Source organism: Escherichia sp. UTM R2 (assembly GCF_048593455.1).
GTDB classification, from domain to species: Bacteria; Pseudomonadota; Gammaproteobacteria; order Enterobacterales; family Enterobacteriaceae; genus Escherichia; species Escherichia coli.
In genome coordinates this window covers 153,409-178,402 of sequence record NZ_JBFWDY010000002.1, presented here as the reverse complement: position 1 = coordinate 178,402, position 24,994 = coordinate 153,409, and the positions used below count along the sequence as shown (strand labels likewise).

General features: G+C 46.8%; 22 protein-coding genes. 12 read left to right on the top strand and 10 right to left on the bottom strand.

Translation table 11 applies throughout. The annotated features are described in order from the left end of the window. Window positions 1–6 precede the first annotated feature (6 nt). On the bottom strand, window positions 7–2,049 hold the full coding sequence (prlC, locus tag AB4H76_RS01640) for an oligopeptidase A (protein ID WP_001298719.1): 2,043 nt from the start codon (window positions 2,047–2,049) through the stop codon (window positions 7–9). Between the two features lie 202 nt (window positions 2,050–2,251). Between prlC and rlmJ the strand changes: the two genes are divergently transcribed. Continuing rightward, window positions 2,252–3,094, top strand: coding sequence for a 23S rRNA (adenine(2030)-N(6))-methyltransferase (gene rlmJ / locus AB4H76_RS01635; RefSeq protein WP_000954225.1), 843 nt, complete (start codon window positions 2,252–2,254; stop codon window positions 3,092–3,094). A gap of 71 nt (window positions 3,095–3,165) precedes the next feature. Further along, window positions 3,166–4,518: a glutathione-disulfide reductase gene (gorA, locus tag AB4H76_RS01630; protein WP_000160808.1), complete on the top strand. Its 1,353-nt coding sequence runs from the start codon at window positions 3,166–3,168 to the stop codon at window positions 4,516–4,518. 53 nt (window positions 4,519–4,571) lie between these two features. Here the strand turns inward: gorA and dinQ are convergent, their stop codons facing one another. Next, window positions 4,572–4,655, bottom strand: coding sequence for a damage-inducible type I toxin DinQ (dinQ, locus tag AB4H76_RS01625; protein ID WP_001295215.1), 84 nt, complete (start codon window positions 4,653–4,655; stop codon window positions 4,572–4,574). 739 nt (window positions 4,656–5,394) lie between these two features. On the opposite strand from dinQ, the gene arsR reads away from it, so the two are divergent. The 6 genes from arsR (at window position 5,395) to AB4H76_RS01595 (ending at window position 10,881) form a co-directional block, all read left to right on the top strand. After that, the gene (gene arsR, locus AB4H76_RS01620; RefSeq protein ID WP_000008957.1) at window positions 5,395–5,748 is read left to right on the top strand and encodes an As(III)-sensing metalloregulatory transcriptional repressor ArsR; all 354 of its coding nucleotides are present in this window, start codon (window positions 5,395–5,397) and stop codon (window positions 5,746–5,748) included. Window positions 5,749–5,801: 53 nt separating this feature from the next. Further along, entirely contained in the window at window positions 5,802–7,091 is a 1,290-nt protein-coding gene (gene arsB / locus AB4H76_RS01615; RefSeq protein WP_077492218.1) for an arsenite/antimonite:H(+) antiporter ArsB, read from the top strand. Between the two features lie 12 nt (window positions 7,092–7,103). Next, window positions 7,104–7,529 (top strand): glutaredoxin-dependent arsenate reductase, encoded by a 426-nt coding sequence (arsC, locus tag AB4H76_RS01610; protein WP_000065769.1) that lies wholly within the window; start codon window positions 7,104–7,106, stop codon window positions 7,527–7,529. A gap of 628 nt (window positions 7,530–8,157) precedes the next feature. Next, a complete protein-coding gene (locus AB4H76_RS01605) occupies window positions 8,158–9,381 on the top strand; it encodes a hypothetical protein (RefSeq protein ID WP_085452735.1) in 1,224 nt (407 codons plus the stop codon). Between the two features lie 247 nt (window positions 9,382–9,628). Beyond that, window positions 9,629–10,195, top strand: coding sequence for an outer membrane lipoprotein Slp (slp, locus tag AB4H76_RS01600; protein ID WP_001057453.1), 567 nt, complete (start codon window positions 9,629–9,631; stop codon window positions 10,193–10,195). A gap of 155 nt (window positions 10,196–10,350) precedes the next feature. Then, a complete protein-coding gene (locus tag AB4H76_RS01595) occupies window positions 10,351–10,881 on the top strand; it encodes a helix-turn-helix transcriptional regulator (RefSeq protein WP_000478619.1) in 531 nt (176 codons plus the stop codon). A 41-nt stretch (window positions 10,882–10,922) separates the two neighbouring features. On the opposite strand, the gene AB4H76_RS01590 is transcribed toward AB4H76_RS01595, so the two are convergent. The 3 genes from AB4H76_RS01590 to hdeA all read right to left on the bottom strand — a co-directional run bounded on the left by AB4H76_RS01590 (window position 10,923) and on the right by hdeA (window position 12,408). After that, window positions 10,923–11,570: an MgtC/SapB family protein gene (locus AB4H76_RS01590; protein ID WP_001296814.1), complete on the bottom strand. Its 648-nt coding sequence runs from the start codon at window positions 11,568–11,570 to the stop codon at window positions 10,923–10,925. Window positions 11,571–11,633: 63 nt separating this feature from the next. Beyond that, on the bottom strand, window positions 11,634–11,960 hold the full coding sequence (gene hdeB / locus AB4H76_RS01585) for an acid-activated periplasmic chaperone HdeB (protein WP_001298717.1): 327 nt from the start codon (window positions 11,958–11,960) through the stop codon (window positions 11,634–11,636). 115 nt (window positions 11,961–12,075) lie between these two features. Next, window positions 12,076–12,408 carry an acid-activated periplasmic chaperone HdeA gene (gene hdeA, locus AB4H76_RS01580; RefSeq protein WP_000756550.1) on the bottom strand — a complete coding sequence of 111 codons (333 nt, stop codon included), beginning with the start codon at window positions 12,406–12,408 and terminating at the stop codon, window positions 12,076–12,078. 254 nt (window positions 12,409–12,662) lie between these two features. Here hdeA and hdeD point away from each other — a divergent pair, with 254 nt between their 5' ends. Together hdeD and gadE are read left to right on the top strand one after the other, a co-directional pair. Next, entirely contained in the window at window positions 12,663–13,235 is a 573-nt protein-coding gene (gene hdeD / locus AB4H76_RS01575) for an acid-resistance protein HdeD (protein ID WP_000965672.1), read from the top strand. A 798-nt stretch (window positions 13,236–14,033) separates the two neighbouring features. Continuing rightward, window positions 14,034–14,561 carry an acid resistance transcriptional activator GadE gene (gadE, locus tag AB4H76_RS01570; RefSeq protein ID WP_001295217.1) on the top strand — a complete coding sequence of 176 codons (528 nt, stop codon included), beginning with the start codon at window positions 14,034–14,036 and terminating at the stop codon, window positions 14,559–14,561. Here the strand turns inward: gadE and AB4H76_RS01565 are convergent, their stop codons facing one another. After that, window positions 14,562–14,840, bottom strand: a complete 279-nt coding sequence (locus AB4H76_RS01565) for a hypothetical protein (RefSeq protein WP_001205328.1) — start codon at window positions 14,838–14,840, stop codon at window positions 14,562–14,564. 107 nt (window positions 14,841–14,947) lie between these two features. On the opposite strand from AB4H76_RS01565, the gene mdtE reads away from it, so the two are divergent. Together mdtE and mdtF are read left to right on the top strand one after the other, a co-directional pair. Beyond that, window positions 14,948–16,057, top strand: a complete 1,110-nt coding sequence (gene mdtE, locus AB4H76_RS01560; protein ID WP_306308715.1) for a multidrug transporter subunit MdtE — start codon at window positions 14,948–14,950, stop codon at window positions 16,055–16,057. A gap of 24 nt (window positions 16,058–16,081) precedes the next feature. Next, window positions 16,082–19,195, top strand: coding sequence for a multidrug efflux pump RND permease MdtF (gene mdtF / locus AB4H76_RS01555; protein ID WP_000024892.1), 3,114 nt, complete (start codon window positions 16,082–16,084; stop codon window positions 19,193–19,195). A gap of 362 nt (window positions 19,196–19,557) precedes the next feature. Here the strand turns inward: mdtF and gadW are convergent, their stop codons facing one another. From gadW to ccp, 4 genes are all read right to left on the bottom strand, one after another. After that, window positions 19,558–20,286: an acid resistance transcriptional activator GadW gene (gene gadW, locus AB4H76_RS01550; RefSeq protein WP_077491482.1), complete on the bottom strand. Its 729-nt coding sequence runs from the start codon at window positions 20,284–20,286 to the stop codon at window positions 19,558–19,560. Window positions 20,287–20,654: 368 nt separating this feature from the next. Then, window positions 20,655–21,479 carry an acid resistance transcriptional activator GadX gene (gene gadX, locus AB4H76_RS01545; RefSeq protein ID WP_001191058.1) on the bottom strand — a complete coding sequence of 275 codons (825 nt, stop codon included), beginning with the start codon at window positions 21,477–21,479 and terminating at the stop codon, window positions 20,655–20,657. A gap of 359 nt (window positions 21,480–21,838) precedes the next feature. Then, window positions 21,839–23,239, bottom strand: a complete 1,401-nt coding sequence (locus tag AB4H76_RS01540) for a glutamate decarboxylase (protein ID WP_000372240.1) — start codon at window positions 23,237–23,239, stop codon at window positions 21,839–21,841. Window positions 23,240–23,449: 210 nt separating this feature from the next. After that, the gene (gene ccp, locus AB4H76_RS01535) at window positions 23,450–24,847 is read right to left on the bottom strand and encodes a cytochrome c peroxidase (protein WP_000784821.1); all 1,398 of its coding nucleotides are present in this window, start codon (window positions 24,845–24,847) and stop codon (window positions 23,450–23,452) included. Window positions 24,848–24,994 lie beyond the last annotated feature (147 nt).

Here is a 24,994-nt window from a genome sequence, read left to right as displayed (position 1 = left end):
GAATGATCAGCCCTTAATGCCGTAATGCTCCAGCATCGCATCCAGCTGCGGTTCACGACCACGGAAGCGTTTGAACAGATCCATCGGCTCTTCTGAACCGCCACGGCTCAGAATGTTGTCGAGGAACGACTGCCCGGTTTCACGGTTGAAAATGCCCTCTTCCTCAAAGCGCGAGAAAGCATCTGCCGCCAGTACGTCAGCCCACAGGTAGCTGTAGTAACCTGCGGCATAACCACCGGCGAAAATATGGCTGAAAGCGTGCGGGAAACGGCCCCAGGACGGAGATGGCACCACGGCAACCAGTTTCTTGATTTCTGCCAGAGTTTCGAGGATTTTTGCCCCCTGATCCGGGCGGAACTCGGCATGAAGGCGGAAATCAAACAGGCCGAACTCCAGCTGACGCAGAATAAACAGCGCCGCCTGGTAGTTCTTCGCCGCCAGCATTTTATCCAGCAACTCTTTCGGCAGCGGTTCGCCGGTTTCATAGTGACCAGAGATAAACGCCAGCGCCTCCGGCTCCCAGCACCAGTTTTCCATAAACTGACTCGGCAGTTCGACCGCATCCCACGGCACACCGCTGATACCGGAAACACCAGCGGTTTCGATGCGGGTCAGCATATGGTGCAGGCCGTGACCGAACTCGTGGAAGAGGGTGATCACTTCGTCGTGAGTGAACAGCGCCGGTTTACCATTTACCGGGCGGTTGAAGTTACAAGTCAAATACGCGACCGGTTTTTGCAAAGAACCATCAGCTTTACGCATCTGGCCTACGCAGTCATCCATCCACGCCCCGCCGCGCTTGTTTTCACGGGCATACAGATCGAGGTAGAAGCTACCGCGCAGTTCGTTATTTTCGTCATACAGTTCGAAGAAACGTACATCCGGATGCCAGACATCAACATCTTTACGCTCTTTAGCGGTGATGCCGTAAATACGCTTAACCACTTCAAACAGGCCGTTAACCGCTTTGTTTTCCGGGAAGTACGGACGCAGCTGTTCGTCACTGATGCTGTAGAGGTGCTGTTTTTGTTTTTCGCTGTAGTAAGCGATATCCCACGGCTGCAACTCATCGACGCCAAATTCGGCTTTGGCAAAGGCACGCAATTGCGCCAGCTCTTTTTCGCCTTGTGGACGCGCGCGTTTTGCCAGATCGGTTAAGAAATCCAGCACCTGCTGCGGGTTTTCTGCCATTTTAGTGGCAAGTGATTTGAAGGCGTAGTTTTCAAAGCCCAGCAGTTGCGCCAGTTCGTGACGCAGCGCGAGGATCTCTTCCATCACCTTGCTGTTGTCCCACTTACCGGCGTTCGGGCCTTGATCGGAGGCGCGGGTGCTGTAAGCGCGATACATCTCTTCACGCAGAGCCTGGTTGTCGCAGTAGGTCATTACCGGCAGGTAGCTTGGGATATCCAGCGTCAGCAGGTAGCCTTCAAGTTCTTTCGCTTCAGCCTGGGCTTTTGCCGCAGCCAGCGCGCTTTCTGGCATCCCCGCCAGTTCCGCTTCGTCGGTAACGAGTTTGGTCCAGCCCATTGTCGCATCGAGGACGTTGTTGCTGTACTGGTTGCCCAGTTCAGAAAGACGGGTAGCAATTTCGCCGTAACGCTGCTGTTTCTCTTTCGGCAGACCTATGCCAGAGAGTTCAAAATCACGCAGGGCGTTATCAACCGCTTTCTTCTGCGCCGTGTTCAGCGTGGCGTAATGATCGCCATCGCGCAGGTCGCGGTACGCTTTATACAGCCCTTCATGTTGCCCTACCCAGGTGCTGTATTCCGACAGCAGCGGCAGGGTTTGTTCGTACGCTTCACGCAGTTCCGGGCTATTTTTCACCGAGTTCAGGTGGCTGACCGGGGAGAAGATACGCCCCAACACATCGTCCACTTCCGCCAACGGCTGGCAGAGATTTTCCCAGGTGTACGGTGCCCCTTGCGCTACTACGCGCTCCACGTTTTCGCGGCAGTCGTTCAATGCCTTAGTCACGGCTGGAACGACATGTTCCGGGAGAATTTTAGAAAACGGAGGCAATTCAAAGGGAGTCAGTAACGGATTCGTCATTCGCGCAGTCCTGGTTAAAGAGGTTAAGGAAGCGCTCAACAGGCGCTTTACATAATGTGTGTAGCATGGGGTTAAGTGTAGTGAATTTCAATGAGAAACGTTACGCTTTCGCGGCGGCGGCCTCTTTTCGGTATACTGTCCTGATACGCTTTTGTGCGCCCCGAATACGGGCCGATTTTTACTTACCGGAACACCTTTACCCATGCTCAGTTATCGCCACAGCTTTCACGCTGGCAACCACGCCGACGTCCTTAAACATACCGTTCAGAGCCTGATCATCGAGTCGCTGAAAGAGAAAGATAAACCGTTTCTCTATCTCGACACCCACGCAGGGGCCGGGCGTTATCAGTTAGGCAGCGAACATGCCGAGCGTACCGGCGAATATCTCGAAGGCATCGCCCGTATCTGGCAGCAGGACGATTTGCCCGCAGAACTGGAGGCGTACATCAATGTGGTAAAACACTTCAACCGTAGCGGTCAGTTGCGTTACTACCCCGGTTCGCCGTTGATTGCTCGCCAGCTACTGCGTGAACAGGACAGCCTGCAACTGACCGAACTGCACCCGAGCGATTACCCGTTGTTGCGTTCTGAATTTCAGAAAGATAGCCGTGCGCGTGTCGAAAAAGCCGACGGTTTCCAGCAGCTTAAGGCCAAACTGCCGCCGGTTTCCCGCCGTGGTTTAATCCTTATCGACCCGCCGTATGAAATGAAAACTGACTATCAAGCGGTGGTCAGCGGGATAGCAGAAGGTTACAAACGTTTCGCCACTGGTACTTACGCACTGTGGTATCCGGTGGTGCTGCGTCAGCAAATTAAGCGCATGATCCACGATCTGGAAGCGACCGGTATTCGCAAAATTCTGCAAATTGAACTGGCGGTACTGCCAGACAGCGATCGCCGTGGCATGACCGCTTCCGGCATGATTGTGATTAACCCGCCGTGGAAACTGGAACAACAGATGAATAACGTGCTGCCGTGGCTGCACAGCAAACTGGTTCCGGCAGGCACCGGGCACGCCACCGTAAGCTGGATCGTGCCGGAGTAATTGCAGCCATTGCTGGCACCTATTACGTCTCGCGCTACAATCGCGGTAATCAACGATAAGGACACTTTGTCATGACTAAACACTATGATTACATCGCCATCGGCGGCGGCAGCGGCGGTATCGCCTCCATCAACCGCGCGGCTATGTACGGCCAGAAATGTGCGCTGATTGAAGCCAAAGAGCTGGGCGGCACCTGCGTAAATGTTGGCTGTGTGCCGAAAAAAGTGATGTGGCACGCGGCGCAAATCCGTGAAGCGATCCATATGTACGGCCCGGATTATGGTTTTGATACCACTATCAATAAATTCAACTGGGAAACGTTGATCGCCAGCCGTACCGCCTATATCGACCGTATTCATACTTCCTATGAAAACGTGCTCGGTAAAAATAACGTTGATGTAATCAAAGGCTTTGCCCGCTTCGTTGATGCCAAAACGCTGGAGGTAAACGGCGAAACCATCACGGCCGATCATATTCTGATCGCCACCGGCGGTCGTCCGAGCCACCCGGATATTCCGGGCGTGGAATACGGTATTGATTCTGATGGCTTCTTCGCCCTTCCTGCTTTGCCAGAGCGCGTGGCGGTTGTTGGCGCGGGTTACATCGCCGTTGAGCTGGCGGGCGTGATTAACGGCCTCGGCGCGAAAACGCATCTGTTTGTGCGTAAACATGCGCCGCTGCGCAGCTTCGACCCGATGATTTCCGAAACGCTGGTCGAAGTGATGAACGCCGAAGGCCCGCAGCTGCACACCAACGCCATCCCGAAAGCGGTAGTGAAAAATGCCGATGGTAGCCTGACGCTGGAGCTGGAAGATGGTCGCAGTGAAACGGTGGATTGCCTGATTTGGGCGATTGGTCGCGAGCCTGCCAATGACAACATCAACCTGGAAGCCGCTGGCGTTAAAACTAACGAAAAAGGCTATATCGTCGTCGATAAATATCAAAACACCAATATTGAAGGTATTTACGCGGTGGGCGATAACACGGGTGCAGTGGAGCTGACACCGGTGGCAGTTGCAGCGGGTCGCCGTCTCTCTGAACGCCTGTTTAATAACAAGCCGGATGAGCATCTGGATTACAGCAACATTCCGACCGTGGTCTTCAGCCATCCGCCGATTGGTACTGTTGGTTTAACGGAACCGCAGGCGCGCGAGCAGTATGGCGACGATCAGGTGAAAGTGTATAAATCCTCTTTCACCGCGATGTATACCGCCGTCACCACTCACCGCCAGCCGTGCCGCATGAAGCTGGTGTGCGTTGGATCGGAAGAGAAGATTGTCGGTATTCACGGCATTGGCTTTGGTATGGACGAAATGTTGCAGGGCTTCGCGGTGGCGCTGAAGATGGGGGCAACCAAAAAAGACTTCGACAATACCGTCGCCATTCACCCAACGGCGGCAGAAGAGTTCGTGACAATGCGTTAAATGTTAAAGGGCTAAGAGTAGTGTGCTCTTAGCCCTTAATTACGTTTCCGCTATCAGTTCAGAAGCTGAAGCAGAAAGCGGATCAGTTCCAGCAGCGCAATTAACGCCCCTAGAACGATGATTGCTTTATCAATCACCCGTTTTCTCCATGCGATGGAGTGAGAATGCATCCGCTTACTCATCCACTGCCTGTCACGGCGCATGTCTCATTGTTAGATAAGAACTCTCTCACTCCGGCCAGAGCATCAGTTAACGGCACCACCCGTACTTCTGACCAGGACTTTGAAAGCGTTTATGCGCATTGCCAGAGTGAAAATGCCTCAGAGCTAACTGGATAATCATACAGTACATGCAGGTTATAAAACCAGCACGTCCTTGCAATAGTTTCAGTATGGTATTAGCATTGATGCGTTAGATGATGGCTATCTCACTCCAGTCAGAGCCACCAACTCAGGGCTGGAAAGTAAAAAACCGACGCAAAGTCGGTTTTTTTACATCCGGATTCGGACAAGGCTTAATATGACGATGACCCAGTGAAAGTATATAAATCGTCACTGCGATATATACCGAAGTGCTCCCTCCGCCAGCTGAAGAAATCGCTAATTCTTGCAATGTTAGCCACTGGCTAATAGTATTGAGCTGTTAGATAAGAACTCTCTCACTCCAGCCAGAGCCACCAACTCAGGGCTGGAAAGTAAAAAACCGACGCAAAGTCGGTTTTTTTACGTCCTGATTCAGACCTCCTTTCAAATGAATAGCCAACTCAAAATTCACACCTATTACCTTCCTCTGCACTTACACATTCGTTAAGTCATATATGTTTTTGACTTATCCGCTTCGAAGAGAGACACTACCTGCAACAATCAGGAGCGCAATATGTCATTTCTGTTACCCATCCAATTGTTCAAAATTCTTGCTGATGAAACCCGTCTGGGCATCGTTTTACTGCTCAGCGAACTGGGAGAGTTATGCGTCTGCGATCTCTGCACTGCTCTCGACCAGTCGCAACCCAAGATCTCCCGCCACCTGGCATTGCTGCGTGAAAGCGGGCTATTGCTGGACCGCAAGCAAGGTAAGTGGGTTCATTACCGCTTATCACCGCATATTCCAGCATGGGCGGCGAAAATTATTGATGAGGCCTGGCGATGTGAACAGGAAAAGGTTCAGGCGATTGTCCGCAACCTGGCTCGACAAAACTGTTCCGGGGACAGTAAGAACATTTGCAGTTAAAAATTTAGCTAAACACATATGAATTTTCAGATGTGTTTTATCCGGGAGGCATTATGTTACTGGCAGGCGCTATCTTTGTCCTGACCATCGTATTGGTTATCTGGCAGCCGAAAGGTTTAGGCATCGGCTGGAGTGCAACGCTCGGCGCAGTACTGGCGTTAGTTACGGGCGTGGTCCATCCGGGTGATATTCCGGTGGTGTGGAATATCGTCTGGAACGCGACGGCTGCGTTTATCGCCGTCATTATCATCAGCCTGCTGCTGGATGAGTCCGGCTTTTTTGAATGGGCGGCGCTGCACGTCTCACGCTGGGGTAATGGTCGTGGTCGCTTGCTGTTTACCTGGATTGTCCTGCTCGGTGCTGCCGTTGCCGCCCTGTTTGCCAATGATGGCGCGGCGCTTATTTTGACACCGATTGTCATCGCCATGCTGCTGGCTTTAGGGTTCAGTAAAGGCACTACGCTGGCGTTCGTGATGGCGGCCGGATTCATTGCCGATACCGCCAGCCTGCCGCTTATTGTCTCCAACCTGGTGAATATCGTTTCCGCTGATTTCTTTGGCCTCGGCTTTCGCGAATACGCCTCGGTGATGGTGCCGGTGGATATCGCCGCGATTGTTGCCACGCTGGTGATGTTACATCTCTATTTTCGCAAAGATATTCCGCAGAACTACGATATGGCGCTGCTGAAATCTCCCGCAGAAGCGATCAAAGATCCTGCTACGTTCAAAACTGGCTGGGTTGTTTTACTGCTTCTGCTGGTGGGATTTTTCGTCCTGGAACCGCTCGGCATTCCGGTGAGCGCCATTGCAGCTGTGGGCGCGCTGATATTATTTGTCGTCGCTAAACGCGGTCATGCGATTAATACGGGTAAAGTCCTGCGCGGTGCCCCCTGGCAGATTGTCATCTTCTCGCTCGGCATGTATCTGGTGGTTTATGGCCTGCGCAATGCCGGATTAACGGAATATCTTTCTGGCGTACTCAACGTGCTGGCGGATAACGGCCTGTGGGCCGCGACGCTCGGCACCGGATTCCTCACCGCCTTCCTCTCTTCTATTATGAACAATATGCCGACGGTACTGGTTGGCGCGTTGTCCATTGATGGCAGCACGGCATCTGGCGTTATCAAAGAAGCGATGGTTTTTGCCAATGTGATTGGCTGCGATTTGGGACCGAAAATTACCCCAATTGGTAGCCTGGCTACGCTACTCTGGCTGCACGTACTTTCGCAGAAGAATATGACTATCAGCTGGGGATATTACTTCCGTACAGGGATTATCATGACCCTGCCTGTGCTGTTTGTGACGCTGGCTGCGCTGGCGCTACGTCTCTCTTTCACTTTGTAATGAGATACTGATATGAGCAACATTACCATTTATCACAACCCGGCCTGCGGCACGTCGCGTAATACGCTGGAGATGATCCGCAACAGCGGCACAGAACCGACCATTATCCATTATCTGGAAACTCCGCCAACGCGCGATGAACTGGTCAAACTCATTGCCGATATGGGGATTTCCGTACGCGCGCTGCTGCGTAAAAACGTCGAACCGTATGAGGAGCTGGGCCTTGCGGAAGATAAATTTACTGACGATCGGTTAATCGACTTTATGCTTCAGCACCCGATTCTGATTAATCGCCCGATTGTGGTGACGCCGCTGGGAACTCGCCTGTGCCGCCCTTCAGAAGTGGTGCTGGAAATTCTGCCAGATGCGCAAAAAGGCGCATTCTCCAAGGAAGATGGCGAGAAAGTGGTTGATGAAGCGGGTAAGCGCCTGAAATAAAGCGGCGATATCCCCCCCACAGGTTGTTAGAAAAGTGCGCTTTATTTATGTCGGATGCGACGCTGGCGCGTCTTATCCGACCTACAAAGTTATGAAAATTCGATGAATAGTATGTTATTTGTAGGCCTGACAGGCGTAGCGCATCAGGCGATTTTGCTATTTACACAGTACTCCCTGCGTGAGATTCCAATTATCGCGTCCAGCATGGTGTATCAGTGAGCTGCTTAGTTATCAGCGATACAGCGCAGTAGTTTAAAGACGTACTGGATTATGATTTATCAGTGGTTTACACAACAAATTATTAAATAATTATAAGATACCTTAACCCATTTTATTATTACACATCTAAAACATCACAAAAAAAATCACTTCACACACTATCAGAGAACATAATAACTTTTTAAAATGAGCGCATTTTGATAGTTGTTAACGATTTCCTTTACGATACTATCACTACCCTTTTTTTACACACAAATATTACCGGGTGGAGATAAAAGGGAAATCAAAGGTAATTATATCAGGAAGATATAACGCATTACATTTATTGTGTGTAGAAGAAAATCCATTCCTGTTCTAATTATCCAATTTAAACATCTTAGCATAAAACAAATGATGAATAAGGAATTTTATGTCAATTGACTTTACCCCAGGTATAATAAATACATATCACGGCGATATTTATAACTGCACAACAAATACCGATAATGCTAAAACGCCAGACACACCGAAGTGGCCTTGCGATAATTGGGAAGAACAACAACCCATTAATTCCACATTCTCTGGAGAAGGATATATCTCTGATCAATATGATTTAGCGCAACACCAACTTCAACAAATTAATGCGTGCCACACGAACACTACATATACAAATGCAGACTACTCAAAAGTTGTGGCTCAACTTGTAAGTCTTATTACTAACATTGAAACGATAAGTTCGACACAACTTACGCAACAGACACAATCAATACTTAATCAGATTAATAACATTAGATATGAAAAAAACAAAAGTGCTGAATGTCGAATCATTGTTGTCGCTAATCCTAAACCCGACAAGGCAATCATAACTAAAATTAGCGTAGAAGAGGGAATACCCATAACATTCAGTGTCCAAACCATGTTTTCAGATACTAATTTTATTGCTGAACAACGAGCTGACTTACCAACTAATATAAAAGATATTCAAAGCCTGTATCAAAAAATGACGAAGTTATATATTGAGCACAGTGAAAATAAAAACAGGATGAAAGTCTTTGCCGGAACCAACTTTATTGATTTCAATATGACAGGACAGAACCTGTCCGGGTTCGTTCTAACCTTGTCAAGGTTTTATTTCGAAGATCTACTTAATATAAATTTCACTGACGCAAATTTAGGTGACACTATTTTTTTACATAAAGAACACCCTACCCCCAAATTATATAAAGATGGACAATATCTTGACAAGCAAATCGAAGGTTTATTTTCAACATTATTAACCATTAATGACAACCTTTTACGAGCAAAAGCGGAAATTGCTTCGACAATAATTAAATTTTTAGAGGCCAGGATAACCAATCTTTCATACAATGACATATTAAAATATCAGCAAGAATTCCAAAAACAATGTTATAAGCAAGTTAAATCCTTTACGACACTCTCTCGATACAATAAAATTCAAACATGGGAAGAAATGTCTGAATATCAATTCGAAGTATTTCAATACGAGACGCTTAACCCAAAAAAAATGTCACACACGCCTTATTTAAAGAGGCCACTGCCTAATGAAAAAGATATAAATTATGGGGTGGAAATAGAAATACCATCTGGTAAAAGAATTCGCTTATCAAATCATTACCAGAATATAATACCATAATATTGATTATTAGCACTTTATAATCATTGAATAAAAATAGATTTTATGTACTTTTAAAACAATGCACTATATTATGGGGTGATGGATATTCATGTCACGCCCCAAAATTAACTGAGTTCACCTAAACAGAAAGGATATAAACATCAGACAGGTTTACGTTACTATCAGGCATATCACCTCAGAATCAGATGAAAACTATAAAGAAATATCTATTATGGTTTTAATATTTGTTGATAAGGATAGTAACATGAACATGACAAAAGGTGCACTCATCCTCAGCCTTTCATTTTTGCTTGCCGCATGTAGTTCAATTCCGCAAAATATCAAAGGCAATAACCAACCTGATATTCAAAAAAGTTTTGTTGCTGTTCATAACCAGCCGGGGTTATATGTTGGTCAACAAGCGCGCTTTGGTGGGAAGGTTATCAACGTTATCAATGGCAAAACGGATACGTTGTTAGAAATCGCTGTATTACCGTTGGATAGCTATGCGAAGCCTGATATTGAAGCCAACTATCAGGGCCGACTGCTCGCCAGACAAAGCGGCTTCCTTGATCCAGTGAACTATCGTAATCACTTTGTTACCATCCTCGGTACCATTCAGGGTGAACAACCAGGCTTTATCAATAAAGTCCCGTATAACTTCCTGGAAGTGAATATGCAGGGCATCCAGGTGTGGCATTTGAGAGAAGTGGTTAATACCACCTATAACCTGTGGGATTACGGCTATGGTGCATTCTGGCCGGAACCGGGCTGGGGTGCGCCTTACTACACCAATGCGGTGAGTCAGGTAACACCTGAGCTGGTCAAATAACACCACCGAAAGATGCAGATGCTTTCTCAGCATCTGCATCATGTATTACATAAAATTAATATACAGTAAGCTAACTATTATTATTATAAGCCCTGTCCTGTTAATTACCTTTGGCAAACTGATTATAAAGTTAATGTCCGCACCAGGAGTCGGTTATGTTTCTTATAATTACCAGGGATACGATGTTCTTCACCGCGATGAAAAACATTCTGAGTAAAGGTAATGTCGTTCATATACAGAACGAAGAAGAGATCGACGTAATGTTGCATCAGAATGCCTTCGTCATTATTGATACATTAATGAATAATGTATTTCATTCTAATTTTCTCACTCAAATTGAACGATTAAAACCTGTCCATGTCATTATTTTCTCCCCCTTTAATATTAAACGCTGCCTGGGGAAAGTGCCGGTGACCTTTGTTCCGCGGACTATCACTATCATTGATTTTGTCGCACTCATCAATGGCAGTTACTGCTCTGTGCCTGAAGCGGCTGTGTCACTTTCGCGCAAGCAACATCAGGTTCTGAGCTGCATTGCGAATCAAATGACAACGGAAGATATTCTGGAGAAACTGAAAATATCGCTAAAAACGTTCTACTGCCATAAACACAATATCATGATGATCCTCAATCTTAAGCGGATCAATGAGCTGGTACGCCATCAGCATATTGATTATCTGGTGTGAATTTCAGGCTTACGGTGAGTCTGGCTACGCTGCCACACAGATTAGCTAATTGAAACGCCTTTCACCCCTGCCATACCTTTTAATAATCGCAACAGGTCTTCTATCGACGTTGTGGCATGAAGCTGGATATCAATGGCGACCACTTCATGATCTTCATTTTCCTGCAACGAAACTAAATCAGTTTTTATTTTTTGCTGCTTAAACCAGTCGAGCATTGATACCGTATTACCGTTCACTAATGTCAGCTGTAAATGGTAATTTTTGTTCATCAGGCGGAAGGTTAATTGATGGAAGACTTCCAGCACCAACAAGGTCATCACTGAACCATAAATACCCAGTTCGTACATACCGCTGCCAATAACCATACCTATGGCGGCGGTCACCCAGATATCCGCTGCCGTCGTCAGACCTACAATATTTTGGTTACGAACGAGAATGTTACCTGCACCGATAAACCCGACGCCCGTCACCACCTGAGCAGCAATACGGCTGGGGTCGAGTCCGACGTGATCTAAAGACAGCACGTCAGCAAAACCATATTTCGAAACAATCATAAACAGGGCGCTTCCCATGCCAATTAATACATGTGTGCGTAACCCTGCTCCTTTGCCGCGCATTTGCCTTTCCATGCCAATAGCGCCACAGGCAATTGCCGCGAGTATAAGACGTATAATAAATTCTGCTGTCATATAAAAATGCAAAAAGGAGCAGCAAGATGGCTCAACTTGCTACTCCTTTTTACTTGTACCTCATTAATTCGGCAAGTCATTAGATGCTTGATTTTTGAAGGTATACAAATTTTTCTGCGGGTTTTTTTTGCAGTATTCGATCACTTTAGGAATTTGAGTGAGATCGGTTTCATTTAAAGTAACGGTATCGCCACCTTTATATACTGTTTCTTCATGCAGCATCCACCATGCAACCGGGGTCATTGCTTTTGGATTCAGATCAATAAATTCCTGGCAGGTCATATCTTTAGCGGATTCATTGGCTGCCAGCGCAGATTGTGCGTTCACCAGTGACAAAGCCGCTACAGCGCCCATAAAAATAAACGCTTTACGGAGAGATGAAATATTCATTTTGTAACCCATTCAATATAGAGATTATATATGAACAGGAGGAATAGCTGCTTTTAAAGAAGATATTCCGGCCTGTTCAATATGCAAGGAAGTACGATGTAACGCATTCCCGGAATTACATATCTTTCTTAATTTTGTCCCATTCGCCTTTAACTTTATCTTTAAAGTTGGCTTGTTTATCCTGAGTACAAGCCTGAACGATAGCTGGGGTTACGGTTGCAATACCCTGAACATCTAAAACCGCATCTTCTGGTTTATCTTTGTTGTTCAGCGCTTCAGCAAAACCAACTGCAGTTGGCTGGAAGGATTCGTCCACAGCCAGGAAATCTTCACAGGTCCAGGAGTTGACCGGTTTTTTGTTATCAGCTGCTTTTTGCGCATCCGCTGCATTGCTCACAACTGGCAGAAGAAGCAGACCACCAAGAATAACGCCTAATACTTTTTTCATCGTAATATCCTCAACTATAAAGTGAAAGAGCCGTCACGAATCAATTTCGACACTGAGGTTATAACCTGGTTTTCTGTATATGTCATGTTGATGGAAAATATCAAAATCAGATATTTTTATTTCAATACAATGAGTTACAGATGCATCAGATACTGCAATTAGGAAATTTTTATTAAATCGACTGCATTCTTAGACGCGTTTTTGGCATAGATTGATAGCAGGGGATTTTCTTCTTAATTTTATAGGGTGGTTCTATGTTATATATAGATAAGGCAACAATTTTGAAGTTTGATCTGGAGATGCTTAAAAAACATCGCAGAGCAATCCAGTTTATTGCCGTGCTGCTGTTTATCGTCGGGTTGCTGTGTATCAGTTTCCCGTTCGTCTCTGGCGATATTTTAAGCACAGTAGTGGGTGCATTATTAATCTGCTCGGGTATTGCGCTTATTGTCGGGTTATTCAGCAACCGCAGTCATAATTTCTGGCCGGTATTATCCGGTTTCCTCGTCGCAGTCGCCTATTTATTGATCGGCTATTTCTTCATCCGCGCACCGGAGCTGGGCATTTTTGCCATTGCGGCATTTATTGCCGGTTTGTTCTGTGTTGCAGGAGTTATTCGCCTGATGAGTTGGTATCGTCAGCGTTCAATGAAAGGCAGCTGGCTACAGCTCGTTATTGGTGTGCTGGATATCGTCATTGCCTGGATATTCCTTGGTGCAACGCCGATGGTGTCTGTAACGCTGGTTTCCACACTGGTGGGAATTGAACTGATATTTAGCGCCGCCAGCCTGTTCAGCTTCGCCAGTTTGTTCGTTAAGCAGCAATAATTACCCCGGTTGTCACCCGGATCATAGTCACTTGATGTGACTATGATCCGATTAATACTCTCTCCGCTACGCAGTGTTGTAGATCAATTGCGCACTATCATTGAAATAATTACCTGCTAGTGATTATTTCAACCTACTGAATTTCATCTAATTTTTTTTACTCCATGGCAAATTAGCCATTTCAAACATTATCATGGCTGATATTTTCCGTAGTCAGGTTTAATGTTTTAAAAGTGCTGTGGGAAAGTGAACAAAGAGTTCCGTAAGCGTTGATGCTATGGGCGGTTAAATAAGTAATCCGGGTTCATTTTTTTGCAACTGGCGTTGATTACATTGCATAAATATCCGTGTCTCCAGACGCTATATAAAAACCTGAAGACATGAATGCGTTATTTACTCAGGTAATTTCAATGCGTTAAAAGAAAGCTGGCAATCCAATTGCCAGCTTAAGTCGAAACAAGGAGACTCGATATTTAAATCGGATTACATTTTAACTTTAGTAATATTCTTCAGAGATCACAAACTGGTTATTGATAACTTATTCTTGGGCAGTAATCCGCAAACGTTAACTTTTTGTTTACTATTTACAAGCTGATAACAACCAGGAATCTTACTTAGGATCAATATATGGAGTGCGTGATGGATAAATCTGAAGTATTGATTAGTGTTAATAGACGTATTAGTTCACGAAGGGTAAAGTTCTTATAGGCGTTTACTATATTGAACAACGATTCGGACAAGGATGTAAATAATGAAAAGGATGACATGTTCGAAACGATAACGGCTAAGGAGCAAGTTATGATTTTTCTCATGACGAAAGATTCTTTTCTTTTACAGGGCTTTTGGCAGTTGAAAGATAATCACGAAATGATAAAAATCAATTCCCTGTCAGAGATCAAAAAAGTAGGCAATAAACCCTTCAAGGTTATCATTGATACCTATCACAATCATATCCTTGATGAAGAAGCGATTAAATTTCTGGAGAAATTAGATGCCGATAGAATTATTGTTTTGGCACCTTATCACATCAGTAAACTAAAAGCTAAAGCGCCTATTTATTTTGTTAGCCGCAAAGAAAGTATCAAAAATCTTCTTGAGATTACTTATGGTAAACACTTGCCCCATAAGAATTCACAATTATGTTTTTCACATAATCAGTTCAAAATTATGCAACTGATTCTGAAAAATAAAAATGAAAGCAATATCACGTCGACGCTCAATATTTCGCAACAAACATTAAAGATTCAGAAATTCAACATTATGTACAAGCTGAAACTAAGACGTATGAGCGACATCGTCACCCTGGGTATCACATCTTATTTTTAGTCAGGAGATAAGCAACTGAAATTGATGGCTGGCATGACGAGGGATGCAGATGCTGATTTCATTACCCCCGGTGATTACTAAAGGAGAGGCTAAAACGACTTTATTCCCCTGGTATGTGTATCCACCAGTAGAACCCTTCGTTGCCCGAATGCTGGCAGGAACTGTTGGCAGAACGGCAACATTTTTTTTGTCGTTGACCTCACCATGTCGATCACTGTGCCTGTATCCCACCTTACTGGCTGACAACCCCACTATGCCGCTGGTCTGTAAATCCCTCATATCTCTCCTCGCGCGCAATTTAAAGAACCGTTATTTCTCAAGAATTTTCAGGGACTAAAATGAACAGAAGAAGAAAGCTGTTAATACCGTTGTTATTCTGCGGCGCGATGCTCACCGCCTGCGATGACAAATCGGCGGAAAACGCCGCCGCCATGACGCCTGAGGTCGGTGTCGTCACACTCTCCCCCGGTTCGGTCAATGTGTTGAGCGAATTGCCCGGTAGAACCGTTCCTTATGAAGTTGCCGAGATACGTCCCCAGGTGGGCGGTATTATCATTAAACGCAACTTTATCGAAGGCGATAAAGTGAACCAGGGCGATTCGCTGTATCAGATTGATCCTGCACCTTTACAGGCCGAGCTAAACTCCGCCAAAGGCTCGCTGGCGAAAGCGCTCTCTACCGCCAGCAATGCCCGCATCACCTTTAACCGCCAGGCATCGTTGCTGAAGACCAACTACGTTAGCCGTCAGGATTACGACACCGCGCGCACCCAGTTGAATGAAGCAGAAGCCAATGTCACCGTCGCCAAAGCGGCTGTTGAACAGGCGACGATCAATCTGCAATACGCGAATGTCACCTCGCCGATTACGGGCGTCAGCGGGAAATCGTCGGTGACCGTCGGCGCACTCGTTACCGCTAATCAGGCAGATTCGCTGGTTACCGTACAACGTCTGGACCCGATTTATGTCGATCTCACGCAGTCGGTGCAAGATTTCTTACGCATGAAAGAAGAGGTCGCCAGTGGGCAAATCAAACAGGTTCAGGGCAGTACGCCAGTACAGCTCAATCTGGAAAATGGTAAACGCTACAGCCAGACCGGCACGCTGAAATTCTCCGACCCGACGGTGGATGAAACCACGGACTCCGTGACGTTACGGGCGATTTTCCCCAACCCAAATGGTGACTTGCTGCCTGGCATGTACGTCACGGCATTAGTGGATGAAGGTAGCCGCCAGAATGTATTACTGGTGCCGCAGGAAGGCGTCACCCACAACGCCCAGGGTAAAGCAACGGCGCTTATTCTGGATAAAGACGATGTTGTGCAGCTACGCGAAATTGAAGCCAGCAAAGCCATCGGCGACCAGTGGGTTGTCACCTCTGGCTTGCAGGCTGGCGATCGGGTGATCGTTTCCGGTTTGCAACGCATTCGTCCGGGTATCAAAGCACGAGCAATTTCCTCCAGCCAGGAAAACGCCAGCACCGAATCGAAACAATAACGTTGCAGGCTTAAGGGGACTTTCATGGCTAACTATTTTATTGATCGCCCGGTTTTTGCCTGGGTACTTGCCATTATTATGATGCTTGCAGGTGGTCTGGCGATCATGAACTTACCGGTTGCGCAGTATCCGCAGATTGCGCCACCGACCATTACCGTCAGCGCTACCTATCCAGGTGCCGATGCGCAAACGGTAGAAGACTCGGTCACTCAGGTGATTGAGCAAAATATGAATGGGCTTGATGGCCTGATGTACATGTCTTCAACCAGTGATGCGGCGGGTAATGCCTCTATCACTCTGACCTTCGAGACTGGGACATCTCCTGATATCGCACAGGTTCAGGTGCAAAATAAACTGCAACTCGCTATGCCTTCATTACCTGAAGCGGTGCAGCAGCAGGGGATTAGCGTTGATAAGTCGAGCAGTAATATTCTGATGGTAGCGGCGTTTATTTCTGATAACGGCAGCCTCAACCAGTACGATATCGCGGACTATGTAGCGTCTAATATCAAAGACCCGCTAAGCCGTACCGCGGGCGTTGGTAGCGTACAGCTCTTTGGTTCCGAGTACGCCATGCGTATCTGGCTGGACCCGCAAAAACTCAATAAATACAATCTGGTACCTTCCGATGTTATTTCCCAGATTAAGGTGCAAAACAACCAGATTTCCGGTGGTCAACTGGGTGGCATGCCACAGGCGGCAGACCAGCAACTAAACGCCTCGATCATTGTGCAGACGCGTCTGCAAACGCCGGAAGAATTTGGCAAAATCCTGTTGAAAGTTCAGCAAGATGGTTCGCAAGTGCTGCTGCGTGATGTCGCCCGCGTAGAACTTGGAGCGGAAGATTATTCCACCGTGGCGCGCTATAACGGCAAACCTGCTGCCGGGATCGCCATCAAACTGGCTACCGGAGCAAACGCCCTGGATACCTCGCGGGCAGTCAAAGAGGAGCTGAACCGCTTATCAGCCTATTTCCCCGCAAGTCTGAAGACGGTTTATCCTTACGACACCACGCCGTTTATCGAAATTTCTATTCAGGAAGTTTTTAAAACACTGGTTGAGGCTATCATCCTCGTCTTCCTGGTCATGTATCTGTTTTTGCAGAATTTCCGTGCCACAATCATCCCGACGATTGCCGTACCGGTGGTTATTCTCGGGACGTTTGCGATCTTGTCGGCGGTCGGTTTCACCATCAACACGTTAACTATGTTCGGGATGGTGCTGGCGATAGGATTACTGGTGGATGACGCCATCGTGGTGGTGGAGAACGTCGAGCGTGTCATTGCGGAAGATAAGCTACCACCGAAGGAAGCGACGCATAAATCGATGGGGCAGATCCAACGTGCGCTGGTCGGTATTGCTGTTGTTCTTTCCGCAGTGTTTATGCCGATGGCCTTTATGAGCGGCGCAACCGGGGAGATCTACCGCCAGTTCTCCATCACGCTGATCTCCTCCATGCTGCTTTCAGTATTTGTGGCAATGAGCCTGACCCCTGCCCTGTGCGCCACCATTCTGAAAGCCGCGCCGGAAGGCGGTCACAAACCTAACGCCCTGTTCGCACGCTTCAACACGCTGTTTGAAAAATCAACTCAGCACTATACCGATAGCACCCGCTCGCTGTTGCGTTGTACCGGTCGCTACATGGTGGTCTACCTGCTGATTTGCGCCGGGATGGCGGTGCTGTTCCTGCGTACACCGACCTCTTTCTTACCAGAAGAGGATCAGGGGGTATTTATGACCACCGCGCAGTTACCTTCCGGTGCCACCATGGTTAACACCACGAAAGTGCTGCAACAGGTGACGGATTATTATCTTACAAAAGAGAAAGATAATGTTCAGTCGGTGTTTACCGTTGGCGGCTTTGGCTTCAGCGGCCAGGGGCAAAACAACGGCCTGGCGTTTATCAGTCTCAAGCCGTGGTCTGAACGTGTCGGTGAGGAAAACTCGGTTACCGCGATCATTCAGCGGGCAATGATTGCGTTAAGCAGTATCAATAAAGCCGTCGTCTTCCCGTTCAACTTACCCGCGGTGGCTGAACTGGGTACCGCGTCAGGTTTTGATATGGAACTGCTGGACAACGGTAACCTGGGGCACGAAAAACTAACCCAGGCACGAAACGAGCTGTTATCACTGGCAGCGCAATCGCCTGACCAGGTCACCGGGGTACGCCCGAACGGCCTGGAAGATACGCCGATGTTCAAAGTGAACGTCAACGCCGCGAAAGCTGAGGCAATGGGTGTGGCGCTGTCTGATATCAACCAGACAATTTCCACCGCCTTCGGCAGCAGCTACGTGAACGACTTCCTCAACCAGGGGCGGGTGAAAAAAGTGTATGTCCAGGCAGGCACGCCGTTCCGTATGTTGCCGGATAACATCAACCAATGGTATGTACGCAACGCCTCTGGCACGATGGCACCGCTTTCTGCCTACTCGTCTACCGAATGGACCTATGGTTCACCGCGATTGGAACGCTACAACGGCATCCCGTCAATGGAGATTTTAGGTGAAGCGGCGGCCGGGAAAAGTACCGGTGACGCCATGAAATTTATGGCAGACCTGGTCGCTAAACTTCCGGCAGGCGTCGGCTACTCATGGACCGGACTGTCGTATCAGGAAGCGTTATCCTCAAATCAGGCTCCCGCACTATATGCCATTTCACTGGTCGTGGTGTTCCTCGCCCTCGCCGCACTTTATGAGAGCTGGTCAATTCCGTTCTCGGTGATGTTGGTTGTTCCGTTAGGCGTCGTTGGCGCATTACTGGCCACCGATCTGCGCGGCTTAAGTAATGACGTCTACTTCCAGGTTGGTTTGCTGACCACCATCGGGCTTTCCGCCAAGAACGCCATCCTGATTGTCGAATTTGCCGTTGAGATGATGCAGAAAGAAGGGAAAACGCCGATAGAGGCAATCATCGAAGCGGCGCGGATGCGTTTACGCCCAATCCTGATGACCTCTCTGGCCTTTATTCTCGGCGTGCTGCCGCTGGTTATCAGTCATGGTGCCGGTTCTGGCGCGCAAAACGCGGTAGGTACCGGCGTGATGGGCGGGATGTTTGCCGCAACAGTACTGGCAATTTACTTCGTTCCGGTCTTTTTCGTTGTAGTGGAACATCTCTTTGCCCGCTTTAAAAAAGCGTAACGTGTAAATGAGAGTAAGGTTGAACGTGAAGGTTCAGCCTTACTCTTTCCTGCTAACCATTCACCACTCAACAACCAGCTAACCGTCAGGAATACCAGGCTTAGTACACAGCACTGAAAGTAGAAACCACTCCAGCCATTCGTCATCAATTTGAACAGCACAATACTGACCCACATTCCCGTAATCGTATGAATTGTCAGCTTAATAATCCCAAACATGCCGAGTCTTTTCCTCCTGAAAATACCTATACCGCCTGGCAAACTGCGAAAGAGAACTAGCCGGTAGCCCGGCAGAAATCATCAGGGAAGAGTTTCACATGAAGCAGGTGTGAGATCCTGACCAATATTCAAATGCGAAATATGTCAGGAAAAGGTACCTGGCGAATGTTGCGCAAACTGATGTGGCGTTACACCATAATATTGTCGAAATGTGTTTATAAAGTACGACGTACTGCTATAGCCACATTTTTCCGCAATAGTATGCAGAGGAATTTGACGTAACTCGAGTAATCGTCTGGCCATCGACATCCTGGAGGCGAGTAATATTTTACTGAAACAGGTATTTTCATCCTGCAACTTTTTTTTGATTAGACTCTCGCTGGTATACATTCTTTCCGCAATATCGCGCAGATACCAACGTTTGGCGATATCAAAGCTAATAAGGCGTTCAACTTTTCCTGAAACAGTACTGATACTATTGAAAAGTAAGGGGATCAGTTCTTTCTTATGAGAAAACATCGATAAACAGGAAAGATAGAGCATTTTGCTCAGTATCGGCGAATTTACCCCGGAGTCATTGAAACTATCAAAAATCGCCGTCACCAGCGGCATGGGGGGTGACTGGTTAATTAACAGACGGTCTTTGCTATGTAACCCTAAATTGCGTGGTATCTGACGAATATTTTGTAAGTAATGGCAAACTGTCAGCTCATCGATATCCAGTCGTCGCGTATCCGGTGAACAAAACGCAAAATCGTCTGCCAAATTTTTATCCAGTAACAGGATACTCTCGCTGTGCAACGATATTTTTTGCTGTTCATGATAAATATCGAATGAACGACGAACGAGGATCACCGAGCAGACATGCGTCATGACTATCCCTTATATTTCATTACTGCGATTATTTCAATTTCAGTATACTAATGAAATGATGCCAGACTGTTTCTTAGCGCAAAAACTGCCAGATTTGGTAGGACCAAAATTTATCCACAAAGTAGTTTTGCATAACAGTTAATTGATAATAAGTAAATGCAGCACGAATATATTTTCGCACAGCGTATAGCTTATGTTTATAAAAAAATGGCTGATCTTATTTCCAGTAAAAGTTATATTTAACTTACTGAGAGCACAAAGTTTCCCGTGCCAACAGGGAGTGTTATAACGGTTTATTAGTCTGGAGACGGCAGACTATCCTCTTCCCGGTCCCCTATGCCGGGTTTTTTTTATGTCTGAGTAAAACTCTATAATCTTATTCCTTCCGCAGAACAGTCAGTGCCGTAAAAATTCCCTTGCGCAACAATACTTGCCGCCGAGTCACGGTTCGACAATCTCTGCGCCGATCGCTCCTGATACTCTGTGGGCGTCATCCCATAATAATTTCGAAAGACGTAAATGAAATACGACACGCTGTGATATCCACAGGATACTGCAACTCGCTTAATTGAAAAACCATGTATAACAATAAGTTGCAAAGCACGTTGCATTCTACACTCAGTAAGCAACTGTGAATATGATGTCTCTTCTTCGCGCAATTTTTTCTTTAACAGACTTGGACTCATCAACAGCTCGCTGGCGATTCGGGCTAGTGTCCACTCATGGGCGATATTATTATTGATAACCGTACAAACTCGTGTTCGCATGTTCGGTTGTAAAACGTTCAGAAGCAGCGGTATAAAGTGCTCATCCTCAAGAAAAACAGATAACAACGCAAAGATTAATGCTCTTTTACGTAGCATTTCTGCATAGCGAAGATTCTTATTCTGCGATAGTTGCGCAACTTCCTGAAAAACAGGAATATCTCTGCTACAGTGATGAACGAGTAATGAAGAAACTTTTTTATGTGCATGAAGATTTAATGCCTCCTCCTTGAGCATCGGGAGAAATAATGAAAGCGTGTCCCTTGACACGAATACAAAATTTTCAACACACTTATCTACTCGAATTTGGCTTGCATCCGCAAAAACCAGGTCACCGCCATTAAAATAGCGATATTCACCATTAACCATGGTGAGAATATATTTATGTCTTGCGTACGCAATTAGACAATTCCCATGTAGTGATTGCATAGTTGGCTTAATATTACATAAACATATTACTGTTTATTAATGTAGCACGCCGCCCTCTTAAGTCAAATTGATTGATAAATAAATTTAAACGAAGCGGGAAAACAGGATGATAATCTACGGGCAGGATGACTGGATTTATAATACAAAAGACGTGCTTAAGAACGCAGTGAAATTAATAGTAAGCAAATAATCCCTTGCAGTGACATTAAAGATATCCGTTACATTGAATAAACATTCATATAACATATATCTTATCAACACGATGAATAGACAGCCAATATATTATTGCTATTAATAAGCAACCGAATGCCCAGCTGTTTTTTAAAGGTTGGGCATTCGGTTTTTACAACGTTATGTTATCAGGTGTGTTTAAAGCTGTTCTGCTGGGCAATACCCTGTAGTTTCGGGTGATCGCTGAGATATTTCAGGGAGGCTTTGTAGTCTTCCAGCAACAGTTCAGCAAAGTCCATTTCGAAGCCGCGACGACACATAATGCGCATCACCACGATGTCGGTGGCTTCACCGCCGAGAGTGAAGGCCGGAACCTGCCAGCCGCGCAGACGCAGACGTTCAGAGAGGTCGTACAGGGTGTATCCCGGATCTTCACCATCTTTCAGTTTGAAGCAAACCGCCGGGATGCCTTCGTCCGGGCGACCCGTACAGATGAACTCATACGGCCCCAGTTTGGCGATTTCATCCGCCAGATAAGCGGCAACCTGGTAAGAGGCGTTCTGTACTTTGGTATAGCCTTCACGACCGAGGCGCAGGAATTCATAGTACTGTGCAATTACCTGACCTGCCGGGCGGGAGAAGTTGATGGCAAAAGTACCAATCTGACCACCCAGGTAGTCAACGTTGAACACCAGTTCCTGCGGCAGCGCTTCTTCGTCACGCCAGATAACCCAGCCGCAGCCCAGCGGAGCCAGACCGAATTTATGGCCTGAAGCACTGATCGATTTCACCCGCGGCAGGCGGAAGTCCCAGACGATATCCGGGGCGACGAACGGTGCCAGAAAGCCACCGCTGGCGGCGTCGATGTGCATGTCGATGTCGATACCGGTGTCGGCCTGGAATTTATCCAGCGCATCGTGCAGCGGTTGCGGGAACTCATAGTTACCGGTGTAGGTCACGCCGAAAGTCGGCACCACGCCGATGGTGTTTTCGTCACAGGCTTCAATCATGCGTTTCGGGTCCATAAACAACTGACCGGGGCGCATAGGGATCTCACGCAGCTCCACATCCCAGTAGCGGGCGAATTTATGCCAGCAGATTTGTACCGGACCGCACACCAGGTTTGGTTTATCCGTTGGTTTGCCTGCAGCTTCCATACGCTTGCGCCAACGCCATTTCATCGCCATCCCGCCGAGCATACAGGCCTCGGAAGAACCAATGGTGTTGGTGCCAACGGCCTGACCATTTTTCGGCGCAGGCGCATGCCACAGATCGGCAACCATATTTACGCAACGCAGGTCGATGGCTGCGGATTGCGGATATTCTTCTTTGTCGATCCAGTTTTTATTGATCGACAAATCCATCAATTTATGGACGTTTTCGTCGTCCCAGGTCTGGCAGAAAGTGGCCAGGTTCTGACGAGCGTTGCCATCAAGATATAATTCATCATTGATAATCTGAAATGCGACATCATCGCGCATTTCGTGCAGCGGAAATCGTTTTGACTCCGCGATAGTAGAAATGGCCTTTGCGCCAAAACGTGAATCGAGTAGTTCTGAGCGGAAATCCGTTAACAGCTTCTGGTCCATTTCGAACTCCTTAAATTTATTTGAAGGCAATAAAAAAGTAGGATTTATCCGCAATGGAAGCAAGGCATTACAGGCTTAATTTAAATAACAAAATCCTAAGCAGAAAAACGACTTTTTATAATATAAACATTTAACATGATAATATTAAAAACAGACTTTATTATCGTAATAAAAATCGCCCAAACATTCCTGTTCGGGCGATCAAATTAATTATTGTTTATCCTGCATATACGGCGTGTACACCCCGTTCAGACTGTGCAGGAAAGCTACGATATCATCCACATCCTCCTGCGGCAGCTCTTTGCCTACCTGATAGCGCAACATCAGTTTCACCGCCCCGTCCAGCGTCGGCACGTCACCGCGATGGAAGTACGGTGCCGTTAAAGCAACGTTACGTAAACCGGGTACTTTCTGACGCAATTTATCACGCTCTTCTTTAGTCACATTCATACGACCAATATCCGCCGCCGTAATTTCCCCAAAGTTAAAGTCTTTTTTCAGCCCCAACGGTTCAAAGGAACGTCCGCCGAGAATAATACCACCATGACAAGTTGCACATTTATTATCTTTAAATAATTGATAGCCTTTTTTCTGTTGCGCCGTCAGCGCATTTTCATCTCCACGCAACCATTTATCAAATGGGGAATCCGGCGTAATTAATGTTTTCTCAAATTCAGCAATGGCATCAGTAATATTTTCGCCACTGAAACCTTGCGGATAGACTTCGAGGAACTGCGCTTTAAGCTGCGGATCTTTTTCCAGCTTAGCAATAATTTCGTCCCAGGATTTCGACGCCATTTCAATCGGGTTCAACGGCGGTCCACCAGCCTGATCCTGCAATGTTGCCGCACGACCATCCCAGAACTGCTCAACGTTAAATACTGAGTTAAATACCGTCGGCGCGTTAATCGGCCCAACTGCGCCACCAACACCAATTGATGTTTTTCTGCCATCGACGCCCCCCGCATTCAACGCATGGCAATGAGCGCATGAAATGGTGCTATCAGCCGATAAACGGGGATCGTGATACAGCGCAAAGCCCAACGCCACTTTTTGCGCATCAGTAGGCAGTTTTTGCGGGATGGGCTGCACCGGTTCATTGCGATGTTCCGGAGCAGTATCATTGCTGGCGTAATATTCCGCGCGCTGTTTTGCAATCCAGGCGAGTATTTCCGCCCGCTCTTCATCACTCACCTTACCCGCCCAGTGTAGCGCGGTATAACGTGTTGGTGGCATAGTTTCATACTGCATCACCCATTCAATCTTATTCAGATCGCTTTGCGAAACGGGTTTATCAGCCAGCAGTGCCGCACGCACGGCCTCGAGGTTAAAAGATTTATATCCAAGCTTAATGTCGTAATCCATCAACTGTTTCGCGCCAGGAATATAATAATAGGCGGGTAATTCTGCCGAAGGCGTGTGGCAATAGTCGCATCCTTTTTCGCGGAGAAAGCCTAAAACCTTATTATTTTCACTGACAGCAGATGCCTGAACATCGGCCTGTTTACTGCGTTTATTATCGTGGTACCACACATAACCAGATAACCCTAAATAGCAAATCGCGACGCCAGCCAGGCCGATCGCGGTAATACGTGAGACCATTTTCATTATTCTTCCCTCACGGTGGTGAGTTATTGTGACCCAGAAAATTTTCCAGAATGCTGCAAACGTCTCTGCGAGACAAAGCCATCATAAAAAACAGGGAGATACGCTTTTTGATAGGAATCAATCAATTACATGAATATAAACTATCAA